At 71.3% G+C, this 15,219-nt stretch carries 11 protein-coding genes; 1 reads left to right on the top strand and 10 read right to left on the bottom strand.

All coding sequences use genetic code 11. The annotated features are described in order from the left end of the window. Positions 1-37: 37 nt before the first annotated feature. The 8 genes from JIX55_RS27325 to JIX55_RS27360 all read right to left on the bottom strand — a co-directional run bounded on the left by JIX55_RS27325 (position 38) and on the right by JIX55_RS27360 (position 10,219). On the bottom strand, positions 38-2,458 hold the full coding sequence (locus tag JIX55_RS27325; RefSeq protein ID WP_443046536.1) for a lamin tail domain-containing protein: 2,421 nt from the start codon (positions 2,456-2,458) through the stop codon (positions 38-40). 234 nt (positions 2,459-2,692) lie between these two features. Further along, the gene (locus tag JIX55_RS27330; RefSeq protein ID WP_257565909.1) at positions 2,693-3,043 is read right to left on the bottom strand and encodes a hypothetical protein; all 351 of its coding nucleotides are present in this window, start codon (positions 3,041-3,043) and stop codon (positions 2,693-2,695) included. A 146-nt stretch (positions 3,044-3,189) separates the two neighbouring features. Continuing rightward, the gene (locus JIX55_RS27335) at positions 3,190-4,287 is read right to left on the bottom strand and encodes a Rieske 2Fe-2S domain-containing protein (protein WP_257565910.1); all 1,098 of its coding nucleotides are present in this window, start codon (positions 4,285-4,287) and stop codon (positions 3,190-3,192) included. Positions 4,288-4,643: 356 nt separating this feature from the next. Next, entirely contained in the window at positions 4,644-5,867 is a 1,224-nt protein-coding gene (locus JIX55_RS27340; protein ID WP_257565911.1) for a serine hydrolase domain-containing protein, read from the bottom strand. A gap of 96 nt (positions 5,868-5,963) precedes the next feature. Then, positions 5,964-6,839 (bottom strand): response regulator transcription factor, encoded by an 876-nt coding sequence (locus tag JIX55_RS27345; RefSeq protein ID WP_257565912.1) that lies wholly within the window; start codon positions 6,837-6,839, stop codon positions 5,964-5,966. Continuing rightward, a complete protein-coding gene (locus tag JIX55_RS27350) occupies positions 6,836-8,035 on the bottom strand; it encodes a sensor histidine kinase (protein ID WP_257565913.1) in 1,200 nt (399 codons plus the stop codon). Before JIX55_RS27350 ends, JIX55_RS27345 begins: the two co-directional genes overlap by 4 nt. An 86-nt stretch (positions 8,036-8,121) precedes the next feature. Then, positions 8,122-9,111 carry a BtrH N-terminal domain-containing protein gene (locus JIX55_RS27355; protein ID WP_257565914.1) on the bottom strand — a complete coding sequence of 330 codons (990 nt, stop codon included), beginning with the start codon at positions 9,109-9,111 and terminating at the stop codon, positions 8,122-8,124. A 76-nt stretch (positions 9,112-9,187) separates the two neighbouring features. Continuing rightward, entirely contained in the window at positions 9,188-10,219 is a 1,032-nt protein-coding gene (locus JIX55_RS27360) for a LacI family DNA-binding transcriptional regulator (protein ID WP_257565915.1), read from the bottom strand. A gap of 322 nt (positions 10,220-10,541) precedes the next feature. Between JIX55_RS27360 and JIX55_RS27365 the strand changes: the two genes are divergently transcribed. Beyond that, entirely contained in the window at positions 10,542-12,644 is a 2,103-nt protein-coding gene (locus tag JIX55_RS27365; RefSeq protein ID WP_257565916.1) for an RICIN domain-containing protein, read from the top strand. A gap of 160 nt (positions 12,645-12,804) precedes the next feature. Here JIX55_RS27365 and JIX55_RS27370 read toward each other — a convergent pair whose 3' ends face one another. Beyond that, positions 12,805-14,037, bottom strand: coding sequence for a GNAT family N-acetyltransferase (locus JIX55_RS27370; protein ID WP_257565917.1), 1,233 nt, complete (start codon positions 14,035-14,037; stop codon positions 12,805-12,807). Positions 14,038-14,225: 188 nt separating this feature from the next. Further along, positions 14,226-15,164 carry a DMT family transporter gene (locus tag JIX55_RS27375; protein WP_257565918.1) on the bottom strand — a complete coding sequence of 313 codons (939 nt, stop codon included), beginning with the start codon at positions 15,162-15,164 and terminating at the stop codon, positions 14,226-14,228. Positions 15,165-15,219: the final 55 nt, after the last annotated feature.

Genomic DNA, 15,219 nt, shown 5'->3' on the forward strand with positions numbered 1-15,219 from the left:
CCGACCCGGGGGCTCCTCGTCATCGGTGCACCGGCGGTCAGTTCCCGCGGCACCGGCCGACGTCGATCCGTACGATCTGCGGGTCGTGGTCGCTCGCCTGGTCGGCGAACTCGGCGTTGATGTGCACGACGTCGTAGTCGAAGTGCGTGACGGCCGGGCTGGTCAGGATGTGGTCCAGGGTCTGCGAGTTGCCGTCGTAGACGTAGGTGTGGCGCTCGGCGGCCGGGAGGGTGCTGATCAGCGGGTTCAGGACCTTGCCGTCGGTGAGGGCGGTCATGGTCTGCGAGAACTCGAAGTCGTTGAGGTCGCCGAGGACGACGGCCTTGGCGTCCCGGTCCGCCTTGAGCAGGGACTTGACGAAGGTGTTGACCTCGGCGGCCTGCTCGTGGCGCTTGGTCTCGGAGCTGCGGGTCGGCTCCTGGTAGCGGCCGTGCAGGGGCTGGTCGCCGCCCTTGGACCCGAAGTGGTTGGCGACGACGAAGACGCGCTCGCCGTGGAAGACGAACTCGCCGACCAGCGGCTTGCGGCTGCTGCCCCAGGCGTCACTGGTGGGGTTGATCCGGCCCGGGGAGTACGTGAGCCGGGCGCCCTGGCGCGTCTTCACGACACTCGTGGCCGTGGTGGCATCGCCGCCGGCCCGGTCGGTGAAGGAGACCCGCTTGGGGTTGAACAGGAAGACCAGACGGATGTTGCCGCCGGGCTCGCCGCCGTCCCGGTTGTTCTCGGGGGCCACGTAACGCCACTGGTAGCGGGGGCCGCCGGCTGCGCGGATGGCGTCGGTGAACCGGGTCAGCGTGGCCTCGGCGGTCACCGTCCCGTCGTTCGTCGCGCCGTTGTCGTCCTGGATCTCCTCCAGGGCGACGATGTCGGGCGAGCTGAGGCCGGCCGCGACACCCTCGGCGAGCCGGTCGAACTTCTCCTGGTCGTCGAGTGCGTCCAGGTTCTCCACGTTGTACGTGGCGACCGCCAGCTCGTCGCCCTTCTGGCGCCGGGTCTTCTCGGCCTTCAGCCCGTTGTCGACGAGCGTCCCCAGCTGGGTGGCCTGGAGGTTGTAGCCGCCGAAGGTGGAGTAGTCGAGCGGCCCGACGGTCGTGCCGGACAGCTCGTCACCGACGTTGACCACCGGGAAAGTTGCCGTCGTGTCGAGCGACATCACCTTCATCCGGCCGGTGTTGGGCTGGTCGTAGGAGGAGTAGAGCGTGCCGCCGCGCGCGGTCGGGCTCTCCTCCGGCTTCACCGTCACCCACATCTCGTCGTACTCCGTGGTCGCGCCGACCACCCGGGCGTCGGAGGCCTGTACCCGCGAGCCCTCCAGCGCCTCGTAGAAGTCGAGGGCGTACACGTCCGGTTCGAGCGGCAGCGCGTCGATGCTGCCGCCGCCGGCGGTCGGCGCGTACGCGCCCGGGACGCTCGCCGCGTCCAGCGTGACGGCCGCGGGCAGCGCGTTCCCGCCGGACAGCACGGTCGCGGCCGGCCCGGTGATCTCCGTGACCGACTGGCTGGTGCTGCTCGGGTAGTACTCGGTGACCTTGCCCGTCACCAGCACGGAGTCCCCGGCCTTCACGGTCGGGTCCGCCGACCCGGTGTACACGAACACGCCCTCGCCGGTACGGGGGTCGCTGTCGGCCTGCGGGTCCTGGATCCAGTACCCCTTCGAACCGGAGGTCCGTACGCCGGTGACGATGCCGGGAACGCGGGTGACCGTCTGCCCGGTGAGCGGGGAGAGCCGGGTGGTGCCCTGGATGTCGTGGACGCGGAGGGGCCCGGGCTCGGTGGAACCGCCGCCGTCTCCGTCTCCGTCCCCGTCACCGTCGCCCGAACCGGGCGTCTCACCGGCCGAGTTGACCGGGGACGGTGTACCGGAGGCGAGGTCGGCCGCGTTGTCGTCGGTGTCCGCGAGGGAGGCGGCGCGGGCGACGGAGGCGGTGTTGGAGGCGCCGGTGACCGGGCCGCCGCCCTCCCGGACGACCGCGCTGCCGTAGCCCACGAGGTCGACGACACTGCTGTCCGCCGCGCAGTCGGCCGCGGTCTTGCAGGTGAGCGCGGTGGTACCGGCGACCAGGGCGATGGTCCCGCTGCTCGCGCTCATCGCGATCGAGCCGGTCGCGTCGGCCGTCGGCAGCGCCGTCGTACCGCCGCTGCCCGCCGCCTCGGCGACCAGGTAGCGGCCGCCGGGCGCGACCGAACCGCTCAGCGCGGTCACCTGCCACTGCGAGGACGCCGACGGCGACCCCGGCAGATACTGCACGCTGTACCCCGACAGGTCGTACGCCCCCGAACCGGCGTTGCCCAGCTCGATGAAGTCCCGGACCAGGGTCGCCCCCGAGTTGCCCCCGCCGCCGTACACCTCGGCGATCACCGCGCTCGTGGACGGCGCGGCGAACGCGGCGGGCAGCACGCCGAACGCGAGCGCACCTGCCGCACCCACGGACACGAGCGGGTGGGCGACGCGGCGCACACGGGCCCCGCTTCCTGCGGATCGATCGGATCTGTCGGATATGGACACGCTGGGGCTCTCCTCGTACATCGGGTACGTCGAAGCGGTGGTGTGGGGGGAGTCGGCTCAAGTTACGCGCGTAGAGGGGGCGTCGCCAAGGGGTCGCAGGTTAATTCCCGGGAACGAAGCGGTCGATGGGTCTGTCGAATGACGAAGTGCGCCCGGTCACCCGCTCGATGGCCGGGCGCAGTCGCGTTACGCCCCGTCCCGCTGTGCGAACCGGAGGGAGAGGGACCGCAGGACGTCGGTCGTCGTCGTATCGGTCCGCCCCTCGTCGTGCACCTCGGCGAGGTGGACGAAGGCGTAGGAGAAGCAGTTGGCCAGGGCCACGATCGCCGGTCCCAGGGCGTCCGTGATGATGCCCGTGGCTTCCTGGGCGCTCGCGTCGGCGGGCAGTTCGATGGTGGGCAAGGTCTCCGCGAGCAGCGCGGAGATGGCCCCCGACAACGCCACCTCGGCGCCGGGGTGCTCGCGAGCCTGTCGCCGCATCTCGATCGCTTCGGTGAGGATGCCGACGACTCGCTGCATGATCTCGGATTGCTCCATGGGTGGAGCCTAAGAGCGGTCGCGGCAGTGGGTGCGGTGAACCCACTGGTTTCGCTCGCCGAGATCATCGGGGGTGGGCGGGAGTCCTTCGGCTCGGGTGGCCGGGGGCTGTCGTTCCTGGCGGCGGGCCGTATGGAAACGAAGAGTCATGGCGATGGCGGGGACGGCGGCGATGGCGGGACCCGGCCCCCGACCCGGACCGCCGCCCGGCCATCGGCCGCACCACCGGCCGTATCATCGGCCGCACCATCGGCCGGCCGGTCCGGATAGAACTGCGCGTACCACCGCCGCAACGCCCTGATCCCCTTCTCGTGCGGAAGCAGCACAGGCCGCGCCTGATGGATTTTGTGGTCCCAGATCCGGACCTCCTCGCGCACCTCACCCAGCGCCTCGGCCCGGAAGACGAGCTTGAACAGCGGGGTCAGGAAGGGCAGTCGGGCCGGTCTCCGGAGGTAATACAGCATCCGCAGCTCACTCGTCCGGTCGTCGACGGGCGTACTGAGGGCGACGGCGGTCACCGACAGCACCGGCCCATGCGCCCGGACGACCATCACACCCGGCCCGTACATGAACGCGTCGAAGGTGTTGTGGATGTCCCAGCCGAACACGCGTCGGCTGATCGTCCCCCGGGCCTCGGCGAACGGCCCGTCCGCCCGCCACTCCTGCACCGGCGGCTCGCTCTGGCCGTGGATGAAGTGGAAGTGGGACTCGTCGACGATGTTCTCCCGCATCTCCTGGATGTGGATCCGCGCCCGGCAGGTGTCGTCGATCGGCGCGGCGAAGTCCGGAGACCCCGTCTCCGGGATCTCCGGCACCTCCCACGAAGGCTCGCCCGGCCCGGCGTACACGAAGACGAGCCCACTGTGCTCGCGCACCGGGAAGCCGCCGAGGGACACCTTGGGGGTCCGGGCGGCGAACGGCGCCTCCACGCACCGTCCGTCCGTCCCGAACCGCCAGCCGTGGAACGGGCACTCCACCGTCCCGTCCACGACCTTCCCGCCGGCGCCCAGATGCGCGCCGTAGTGCGGACAGTGCGCGTCCCGCACGGCCGCCCGCCCGTCCGCCCCGCGGAACGCGATCAGCGCCCGCCCGAAGTAGTGCAGGCTGACGACCTTTCCCGCCCGCAACTCACCGCTCCGCAGCACCGCGTACCACCCGTACGGCACCGTCGGCATCGGATACTCGTCGGCTCTCGGATCACGGGGCAGCTCGGCCAGACGGTCATGGTTCCGACGCATTGGCATGCGGCCGATGCTAAGGGCGGGGGCGGATCTTCTTCCTTCAACTGGCTTTTTTCGTAGGGGCGTTGGCTCGAACCGCACGGCATCGGCAAGCCCCGGCAATGCTGACCAGGGCAGGTCAAAACCCTCACAACCGGCACCACCGGTTCACCTGTTTCGACGTCGGCCCCAACACCATCCCCGCCCTCCAGCGCTTCCTCGTCTACATCGGCTACGACACCGGCGGCATCGACGGCGACGCCGGACCCAAGACCAGGGCGGGGCGAGCGGGCGGCGGGCCGTTACGGCCCGCCGCCGAAGCTCGACGTGGTCGGCCGGCCGCCGGAGCTCGACACGATCGGCCGACCGGGAACCGCCCGTTACCCCGGCATGCCGTACGCCGCCACCATGATGTTCAGGGCCACGTTGTTCATGTCCTGGCCCTTGGCGTCGGTGGAGTTGACGCTGTAGACGAGGGTGCGGGAGCCGTCGCGGGTGGAGGCCACGGCCGCGTTGTAGCCCCAGCGGCCGCCCGTCTTGCCCCAGACCTCACGGCCGCCGAGCTTCTTCATCGCGAGGCCGGCGGCGTACGCGGCCGGGTCGCCGCTCTCGAAGTCCGTCACCCTCGGCAGCGTGAACATCTCCTCCAGCACCGGCCCACGCGGCACGATCCGCCCCCGGAACAGGGCCTTCGTGAACCGCTCCAGATCCGCCGTGGTCGAGACGATGTCACCGGCCGCCCAGCCGTCCGTCACCCCCCACACGGTCACGTCCCGCAGCCCGGTCGTCCCGTCGTCGAGCTTCATCCGCTGGTAGCCGTGGTTGTGCGGCCCGACGATCCGGGGGTCGGTCCCCGGGAAGTACGTGTCCCGCAGCCCGAGCGGCTTCAGCACCCGGCGGGCGACCTGGTTCTCGTACGAGTCACCCGTCACCCGCTCGACCAGGAGCCCGGCGATCGTGTACCCGATGTTGAGGTAGTGCTGCCGCTCACCCGGCGCGAACTCCGGCTCCTTCGCCGTCGCCGAGCGCACCATCTCCTCCGGGTCGTGGATCCGGAAGCGGTTCGCGTACCACTCCTCGACCGTCGTCCCGGGGAAGTCCGCCGCCGGGATGCCGTGCGTGTGATTGAGCAACTGCCGCACGGTGACGCCTTCGTACGACGCCGGAATCAGCTCCGGCAGATACGAGCGTGCGCTCCGGTCGAGGTCCACCCTGCCCTCGGCGGCCAGTTGCAGCACGACGGCCGCCGTGAACACCTTGGTCACGGACCCGGCCCGGAACCGGCCGTTCGGATCGGCCGCCCGGTCGGTCGTCAGGTCACGCACCCCCGAACTGCCCCGCCACACACCCTCGGTACCCCCGACCCGCACGAGCGCGGCGGTCGCGTCCGCCGAGGGCAGGCCGGCGATGGCGGCCTCCAGTGCGGCCGCCAGCGCGGGATCCGCCTTCGACCGCGCGGAGACGTCCTTGACCGACGCGGTGGACGGGGTGGACGGGGTGGACGGGGCGAACACGGTGGACGCGGCGGCCGGCAGGACCGCCGGCCCCGCCGCGACACCCAGGACGAGCGCGGCGGCGAGCAGCGTGCGGGTGGTGCGTCTCATGGTCAACTCCGTGGATATGAGCCGGTGTTCTCGATGGCTCCATCCTTCGGACCGGCGGCTTCCCGCGGATCGCCCGCACGGGCGGTCCTGTGGGGGTCAGCTCCTCGCCCGCGCGGGGGAGGAACCCGGCCGGTACGGTCCCTCGGGCGGGGTATCCCAGGATCCGGAGCGCCAGGATCCGGAGCGCCAGGATCCGGCCGGAGCGCCCCCGGACCCGATCGCCGCGCCCCCCGCCGAGATCAGCCCCGTCTCGTACGCGCAGATCACCGCCTGGATACGGTCCCGCAGCCCGAGCTTGGCGAGCACGTTGCCGACGTGCGTCTTGACCGTGTGGTCACTGACGACGAGCTCCGCGGCGATCTCGGCGTTGGACAGCCCGCGCGCGAGCAGCAACAGCGTCTCGCGCTCCCTCCCGGTCAGCACGTCCAGCCGGGGATCGGGCCGCCGGGCCCGGGCGGCTGCGGGCCGGGTGTACTGCTCCACGAGCCGCCGGGCCACGGACGGCGCGAGCAGCGAGTCGCCCCGCGCCACCACCCGTACCGCGTGCACCAGATCGTCCCGGCGGACGTCCTTCAACAGGAACCCGCTGGCCCCCGCGTGCAGCGCCTCGTACACGTACTCGTCGGAGTCGAAAGTCGTCAGCATCACGATCCGGCAGGCGCCGTGCGCACTGCTCACGCTGTCCGCCCTGCTCACGCTGTCCGCCCTGCCCACGCTGTCCGCCCTGCCCACGCCGTCTGCCCTGCCCACGCCGTCCGCACTGATCGCCCGGCATGCCTCGATGCCGTCCGTCCCGGGCATCCGGATGTCGAGCAGCGCCACGTCGGCCGCGTGCCGCCGCACCGCTTCCACCGCCGCCGCCCCGTCACCCACCTCCGCGACCACCTCGATGTCCGGCTGCACATCGAGGATCAACGCGAAGCCACTGCGCACCAGCTCCTGGTCATCGGCCACCACCACCCGGATCGTCAACGCCCCACCTCCGCCACGGAGACCATGGCCGGCACGGGTATGCGCACCCGAACCTCGAACCCGCGCCCACCCGGCCCCGGCCCGGCGACGGCCGTGCCCCCGTGCGCGGCCGCCCGCTCCCGCGCCCCGACAAGCCCGTGCCCACCGCCGTACCCGGTCTGCGGACCGCGCCCGTCATCCGTCACCGCGACACACAAGTCACTGTCTCCATAGGTGAGTTGGATGGAAACAGTACGGGCGGCGGCATGCCTGACCGTGTTCGTCAGCGCCTCCTGAACGATCCGGAAAACGGTCGCCCCGATCGCACCCGGCAGCACCCGCTCCCGCCCCACCACCCCGTACCGGACATCGAGTCCACTGCCCCGCACCCGATCGAGGAGGGCCGGCAGATCCCCGACCCCCGGCTGCGGTTCACGAGGCGCGCGCCCCGGCGCGTAGTCCCCATGGCTCTCCTCACCTTCCCGCAGGACCCCCAACATCTTCCGCAACTGGGTCATCGCATCCCGCCCCGCCTCGGAGATCGCGTCGAACGCGGCCTCCGCCCGCTCCGGAGCCGTACGCACAGCCACCGGCCCGGCCTCCGCCTGCACGATCATCAGGCTGACCGCGTGGGAGAGGATGTCGTGCATCTCCCGTGCGATCCGGGCCCGTTCGCGTGCGGCGGCCCGCTCGGCCTCGATCCGGTGGGCGCGCCGGCGGGCGTCGGTGAGCCGCCCGAAGACGTAGGCCGCCGCGAACACGAAGACGGAGAAGGTCAGTTCACGCGCCGACCGGGTGTTGAGCCACACCCCCACCGGCACGGCGACCAGCAACAACACCCCGGTGAACAGCCGCTTCCACGGCGGCGACAGCGCGGCGATCGTGTAGACGATCACCAGCCCGGTGTACGGCAACGGCTGCCCGGGCCCGTCCGGCGTCAGCCGGTACACCAGGCCGGCCCCCAGAATCGCGAGCAGCACGGCGACCGGCGCCCGCCGCCGCCAGACCAGCGGCACCACGGTGAGCGTCGACAGCCCGTACGCCCCCCAGGTCGCCGGCGGCAGCCCCGCCGCCCGTGGCACCACGAACGGCATCGTCATCGCCGCCTGCACCAGCAGCGCGACCACGACGTCCACCACCAGGGGATTCGCGACCCCGAGCGCCCGCCCCCGCTCCCACCATCCCCGCGCACCGCGCACACCCCGTATGCCCCTCACGACTCCACACCGTAACGGGCGCAGCCGAAGGGGCGGCGGGACTTGCCCAACTGCCCCGTAGGGGTGCCCGGACCGCGCTGTATGCCTCACGCCTCCAGGCGGCTCAGCGCCCGCATGGCCTCGCGCTCGATGCGTGAGAGATCGAGGAGGACCGTGCCGGCCTGCTGGAGGCACTGTTCCCCGCCCGCTTCACCGGCCTCCTTGATCAGTGCCGCCGCTTCCGTCCACAGGGTGGCCGCCTCGGCGTACAGCGTGTGGCCGGTGCGCAGGTGGTCGCTGTCGAGCAGTTCGGCGCACTCGGCGAGGAAGTCGCGGTAGAGGTTGCGGAACAGGGCGCCGCCGGTGCCCGCCTTCTCCATCAGAAGGGCGGCCTGGGGCAGGTCCCGCCGCGGGTTGTCGGTGCGCCGCAGCCAGGTGCGTACCAGCTTGCCGGCCTTCTCGATGCCCCGGTGGCCCAGATTGGCGATGGGCGGATCGAGGAAGGCGTCGGCGCAGGCGGTGACGGCGGGGACGATCCGGTCCCGGGGGGAGGGCGGTTTCCTGGGAACGGTGAGGGTGAAGGAGCGGTGCTTGGCGGTCATCGGGCCGCGGGCGGCTCTGGCCTCGGCGAGGCTGGCCAGGCTGGTGGACACCGCTCCGCCTTGCTGCTCCGTGTCCACCAGGTACGCGTCGTGGTCGTCGTAGCCGTACATGGCGACGACATGGCCGCCGAAGTGCACCTTCGCCCCGAAGTACGCCAAGTAGTAGCTGTCGAGCTGCAGTCCGACCGGGCGGCCGGCGTCGATGGGGGCCCGCACGTTCTCCCATGCCCTGCGGGGCGAGCCGGTCTCCTCGACCACGAGGTCCAGGCCGAGCGCGGCGGCCAGATTCCTCGTGAGCTCGAAGGGCTTGACCCGCCCACCGAGGAAGGGGAAGCCCATGTTCTTGCTGTCCCAGTAGACGAAGGACAGGCCGGAGCCGAGACCGAAGAGCATGGGTTCGGACAGATCGAGTCCCTGGTGCCGCAGCAGTACTCCCAGCGCTGTGGTCTCGCAGTGCTGCATACCGCGAGTACCGATGCCTTCTGCCTGGGCCATGCCGCGCCTCCCGCTCATCGTCATCCCCGTGACCGGGCAGGCCGCCCTCCGCCGGCCGCTCCGGCACCCGAAGCGCTCACGCCCGTGTACGCGATCGGGCTGTCGCCGTCGGCGGCGGCGCCGTACTCCGCCGCAGCACGAGCCGTGTGGGCACAAGCGTCGTGCCGTACTCCTTCCCCTCCTCCTCCCCGCCCTCCCGCATCTTGCTGAGCACCCCCTCCACACACAACCGCCCCACCTCCGCGAAGTCCTGGTGGACGGTGGTGAGGGGCGGCAGGAAGGACGCGGCCTCGGGGATGTCGTCGAAGCCGACGACACTGACGTCCTCGGGGACCCGGCGGCCGCGCTCGTTCAGCGCCCGCAGCAGCCCGAGGGCCATCTGGTCGTTGGCGACGAACACAGCCGTACAGTCCGCCTGTTCGGCGATCCGCAGCCCGGCCCGGTACCCGGACTCGGCCGACCAGTCCCCACGCACCAGCGGCGGCGCTTCCAGGCCGCCGCCCGCCTCGTCGAGGGTGGCGCGCCAGGCGTTCGCCCGCCGCTGCGCGGCGAAGGAGTCCTCGGGCCCGGCCAGATGCCACACCGTCCGGTGCCCGAGCTCCAGCAGATGCCGTACGGCGTCCCGCGCGCCGCCCGCCTGATCGGTGTCGACGACGGTGTAGCGGTCGCCGGCGTCGGAGTCGGCGACGACGACCTGCACACCGGGCGGCAGCGAGACGGTGGCCGCGTCGAGCAGATGGACCTCCATGATCACGATGACGGCGTCCACGGCGAGCTCCCCGAGCCGGGAGAACGCGCCGTTCACCTCGTCCTGCGTCGGCACGGCGACGGGCAGCAGCGTGACGGCGTACCCCTCCCGCGCGGCGGACGTGGCGATCGCGTCGAGCGTGCGGATGTTCCCCAGCGTGGAGAGGGAGAAGGTGATCACACCGAGCGTCCGGAACTCCCCGCGCCGCAACGCCCGCGCGGCACTGTTGGGCCGGTACCCCAGCTCCCGCATCGCGGCCAGCACCTGCCGCCGGGTGTCCTCGGTGACCCCGGCGAACCCGTTGGAGACCCGGGAGACGGTCTGGGCGGACACCCCGGCGAGCCGGGCGACGTCCCCCATGGAGGGGCCCTGCCGAGGCCGGGCGGCCCGTCTCCCCCTGCGACCGTCGGTTGTGTCCACCTTGTGCCCCCGACTCCTCCAGAACGACTCTTGACGACTCCTTGACCGCCGAGATTCGGACAGTGTAGACATCCGGCTCAGTGAATGTTTACGTAAACATTCACTGAGACAAACCATACGAGAGCGCGCCGAACCGCAATAAAAGACCGCCGTTAGCTGCACCGCCCCGCACTGCACCGCACCCCACCGCACCACGCGGGCCCCCCGCCCCGATCTCCGTGTCTCGCCGGGACGCGACGCACGGAAGAGTTGGAGTACCCGAATGGCACACCGCACCCGTACGAGACGGCTCCTCGGGGCCATCGGCATCACGGCCCTGGCGACCGGAACCGCCATGGCCACGACCTCCCTGCCGCTGGCGTACGCCGACACGGCAGCCGCCGCCGCTGGGGTGACGGTCAGCCCCGACCCCTCCTACAAGGGGCAGAGCTTCGAGGGCTGGGGCACCAGCCTGGTCTGGTTCGCCAACGCCACCGGCGACTACCCGCCCGAGATACGCGAGAAGCTCGCCGACCTCCTCTTCGGCAAGAACGGCCTCAACCTCAACATCGCCCGCTACAACATCGGCGGCGGCAACGCCCCCGACGTCAAGGACTACCTGCGCGCCGGCGGCGCGGTGGAGGGCTGGTGGAAGGCCCCGGCGGGCACCACCCGCGAGGACGTCGACTGGTGGAGCGCCGACGACAAGAAGGACTGGAACAAGAACGCCGACGCCACCCAGCGCTGGTGGATCGACCGCATCAAGAACGACATCGACCACTGGGAGACCTTCAGCAACTCCCCGCCGTGGTTCATGACGGAGAGCGGCTACGTCTCCGGCGGCTTCGACGCGTCGAAGGACCAGCTGAAGGCCGACTCGGTCGACGACTTCGCCAAGTACCTGGTCGGCGCCACCGAGCGCCTGGAGAAGGCCCACGGCATCAAGGTCGACACCCTCGACCCCTTCAACGAGCCCAACACCAACTACTGGGGCACCAAGCTCGGCGCCGACGGCCAGCCGACCGGCGGCCGCCAGGAGGGCGCCCACATCGGCCCCGAGCTCCAGCAGAAGGTCATCAAGGCGCTCGCCCCGACCCTGGAGAAGTCCCGTACGAACGCGGAGATCTCCGCGATGGACGAGACCAACCCCGGCATCTTCGCCACCAACTGGAACTCCTACCCCCAGGAAGTCCGCGACCTGGTCGGCCAGATGAACGTCCACACCTACGGCACCGGCCAGCGCACCACCGTCCGCGACCTCGCCAAGGCCGCCGACAAGCCCCTCTGGATGAGCGAGGTCGAAGGCGACTGGGGCGACGGACAGAGCTTCACGGACATGCGCCCCGGCCTCGGCCTGGCCCAGCGCATGGTCGACGACCTCCGCGAACTGGAGCCCCAGGCCTGGGTCTTCTGGCAGCCGGTCGAGGACTACGACAACATGAAGCCGGGCGGCGAGTCCGCCAAGGGCGGCAACTGGGGCTCCATCCAGCTCTCGTTCGCGTGCGACTCCGCGGACACTCTCGCCACGTGCCCCATCTACACGAACACCAAGTTCGACACGGCCCGCAACTTCACGCACTACATCAAGCCGGGCGACCGCCTCATCAAGACGAACGACACGTCGAGCACGGCGGCGGTGTCGAAGAAGGGCGACAAGGCGACGGTCGTCCACGTCAACAGCACGACGGAGTCCCGCGCGGTGACCGTGGACCTGTCGAAGTTCGGCAAGGTCTCGAAGCACGCGACGGTCACCCCGGTGATCACGGACGCCGCCGGCAAGCTGATCCGCCAGAAGGCGGTCCGGGTGACGGACAAGCGGGCCACGATCACGGTCCCGGCCCAGTCGGTGACGTCGTTCCTGGTGAAGGGCGTCTCGGGCGTGGCGAAGTCGCAGGCGGAACTCCAGGACGACCACACGTACACCCTGACGGGCGTCCAGAGCAGCAAGAACCTCTCCGTTGCCGCTGACGGCAGGAGCCTGGTCATCAAGACCCCGAATGCCACGGACGGGACCGGCCAGCAGTGGCAGCTGGACCGGGTCGGCCGCGGCACGACGGACAACCGCACGCGGTACGCGCTGACCGAGGCGGCGTCGGACAAGCGCCTGGCGATCCGCGACGGCTCGCTGGTGGCCGAGGCCGATTCGGGCAGCCGCGACGAGGCGGCCCAGTGGATCCTGTCGTCCACGGGCGACGGCACGTGGACCCTGGTGAACGCGGCGACCGGCCAACTCCCGGACGTCTACGGCCAGTCCACGAACGACGGCGCCGGCGTCGGCCTCTGGTGGCCCAACTCCGGCTCGAACCAGCGCTGGAAGCTGACGGACGTGACGGACGTGACCGCTGCGGCGGTCGCGCGGGACGCTGACGGTTCGTCGGCGGAGTAGTCCGCCGGGCTGGTAGCCCTTCGCGAGATCAACAGAACAGGGCCTACGGCCCACAGCGAGCCCCAGGTCCCTGACCTGGGGCTCTCCTGTGACCGAGTGACGCGACCAACTCGCGCTCCCAGCAGCTGACGGGACTTGTACAGGGTCGGCGAGCGCGCGGTCAGAACCAGTGCAGGCAGTGCGGGGGACGATCGGCGCGGAAGAGGGCGTCGGCGAGGGTGGCCGCGCTCGGGTGGTGGGCCCGGATGTGTCCGGCCCGCACGAGCGTGCTCGGGGCGGTGCCGCCGAGGTAGACCGAGCCCAGGTCGCGTACGTCCAGGGACAGGTCGGGCTCCCGGTCCGTCGGGATGCAGTCCGCCTTGCCTTCCCGGACGGTCAGCAGGTAGCGGCCGTGTTCGCCGAGGAACGGGTCGTCGACGTCGAGGACGAGTTCGCCGTCCGTGAACCAGCCACGTGCGGTCAGCGCATGCGGGATGTCGAGGAGCCGTACGTAGAGCCAGTCCATGTCGTCGCTCACCTGGCCGGCGCGGAAGTCCGCAAGCTGCCAGCGCAGCGGGTGCTCGGGCGGGACGTGCTTGAACACGACCTGAGTGACCAGGTCATGCCCGAGTACGAACCGGGCCAGGGCCGTGAAGACGGCGTCGTCGGTGGCGATGGTCTCGTCGACCGTCAAGGTGTTGGATTCGCCGATGGAGTAGCTGGCGTACCCGTCCGGGACACCGTCGGCGGCACGGTGGACGGCGACGTAGCGCGGCGCCGGCGATATCGGGGGCTGCCCCGCGCGCAGGGCCCACCAGCGGTGCGGCCGGGACAGCGCGCCGGGCTGGGCGCGGCGATACCGGTCGTAGACCTCTTCCAGGATCTCGCCGCACTCGGCACGCAGCAGTACCTCGACCGAGTCGTTGTCCGAGCCGGCCGCCGGGGCGCCCGCCACGGTGCGGGCCCGGGGAACGGCGAGGGCGGCCTGGCGGCGCGGCACCGTCAGCTGCCGCGTGTAGGTGGCCGGTCCGTAGCCGAACCTGCCGTAGATCGGGGCTTCGGAGGCCAGCAGTACGGAGAGGAATTCTCCTCGGGCCCGGAACTCGGTGAGCTGGTGCCGCATCATCGCGCTGAGCACGCCTTGGCGCCGGCGGGAGGGCAGGACGCCGACGGCGGTCACCCCGGAGGCCGGGACGAGGGTCTCACCGGGCAGGGTGAGTTCGAAAGGGTGCGCGGCGGCGGTGCCGACGGGCCGCCCATCCGCCGTCAGGGCGAGCAGGCAGCGGTCCATTTCGAGCGCCGACCACCAGAGCCCGCCGCCCTCGACCGGGGTTTCCGGGAAGCGCCCGAACGCGGCATGGACTGTGTCGACGAAGACGTCGAGATCCTTGTCGGTCGTGGAACGGATCTCCATCGCTGCCGCTGCCTCCTCGGGATACCGGCACCACGACTCGTGGTCTCCGGCCACAGTGCAGCGTTGACCCGTGACCCGGTCAAACGAATTATCCCCGTCGGGTGCTCGGGCGACGGGCACACCGGTGTCGCCCGAGCACCCCGCTCAGTGCCTCGCGGGAGAGGCAACCGCGGACAGACAGAGGGTGTTCACGATGCGGAGGTTGTTCTGGCCGTAATGGCCGTAATGGCCGTAATCTGCTGGATCCCGATCGAGACCAGGAGGAGGAGTGCGCCGAGGATCTGGGGTCCGCCCAGGCTCTCACGGCCGAGTAGCACCGCCAGCAGTGTGGCGGTGAGCGGTTCCAGGAGGACTGCGACGACCCCGGCTGCCGCACCGGCGCGACGCAGACCCGCGAAGTAGCCGAGGTAGGCGATGGCTGTGGGCACCAGGCCGAGGAACACCAAGGCGCCGACCGCGTCCACCCGCAGCGGCAGTTCCATCCCGGACACCAGGCCGATGGGCAGGAGCAGCAGGCCCCCTGCCAGGAACCCCAGTCCGGTCGCGACGGTCCGGTCCAGACCGGGCAGCGGCGCCCGGCGGTCCAGCGTGAGCACGGCGAACCCCAGCGCGGCGATCAGCGCCAGGCCCGCGCCGGCGGCACGGTTGCCACTCGTGCCGCTCGGGGAACCGAGCAACAGCACCAGCCCGCCGGCCGCGATCACGACCGATCCGGCCGCACGGCGTGTGGGCAGGCGCCGGTCGAGGACCGCGGCACCGGCCGTGACCAGGACGGGGACGGCGACCATCGTGGTCAGCGTCGCCAGGCCGACCGAAGTGGCCTCCACCGCCGCGAAGTAGGCGGCCTGGAACACGCCCAGCAGCACACCGGAGGCAGCCACCCGGGCCGCCACCGCGCGCGTGCGCGGCACGGCCGTGAGCCGGCCCGCGGCCACGGCGTACGCGGTGATGAGCGCGCCGCCGACGAGTAGTCGGTAGGCGGCGACGGCGACCGGTTGCAGCCCGGCGCGGGAGGCGAGAAGTGAGCCGGCGAGGCCGCCGGTGCCCCAGAGGAGTCCAGCGAGGACCAGCAGGGCGGTGCCGGACCGCGGGGTGCGGGCAGCGGCGGGTGACGAGCGTGTGGGCATGGAAGGGCTCCGGCTTCGACGTGGACGAAGGGCGACGTCGGAGCGGGGCGTCAGC

The sequence above is a fragment of the Streptomyces sp. DSM 40750 genome, assembly GCF_024612035.1.
Taxonomy (GTDB): domain Bacteria; phylum Actinomycetota; class Actinomycetes; order Streptomycetales; family Streptomycetaceae; genus Streptomyces.

Bases quoted from the DNA above. Each gene is read 5' to 3' on its own strand.
- JIX55_RS27335 (WP_257565910.1), bottom strand. From the start codon at position 4,287: ATGCCAATGCGTCGGAACCATGACCGTCTGGCCGAGCTGCCCCGTGAT.
- JIX55_RS27330 (WP_257565909.1), bottom strand. From the start codon at position 3,043: ATGGAGCAATCCGAGATCATGCAGCGAGTCGTCGGCATCCTCACCGAA.
- JIX55_RS27355 (WP_257565914.1), bottom strand. From the start codon at position 9,111: ATGGCCCAGGCAGAAGGCATCGGTACTCGCGGTATGCAGCACTGCGAG.
- JIX55_RS27360 (WP_257565915.1), bottom strand. From the start codon at position 10,219: ATGGGGGACGTCGCCCGGCTCGCCGGGGTGTCCGCCCAGACCGTCTCC.
- JIX55_RS27370 (WP_257565917.1), bottom strand. From the start codon at position 14,037: ATGGAGATCCGTTCCACGACCGACAAGGATCTCGACGTCTTCGTCGAC.
- JIX55_RS27375 (WP_257565918.1), bottom strand. From the start codon at position 15,164: ATGCCCACACGCTCGTCACCCGCCGCTGCCCGCACCCCGCGGTCCGGC.
- JIX55_RS27340 (WP_257565911.1), bottom strand. From the start codon at position 5,867: ATGAGACGCACCACCCGCACGCTGCTCGCCGCCGCGCTCGTCCTGGGT.
- JIX55_RS27365 (WP_257565916.1), top strand. From the start codon at position 10,542: ATGGCACACCGCACCCGTACGAGACGGCTCCTCGGGGCCATCGGCATC.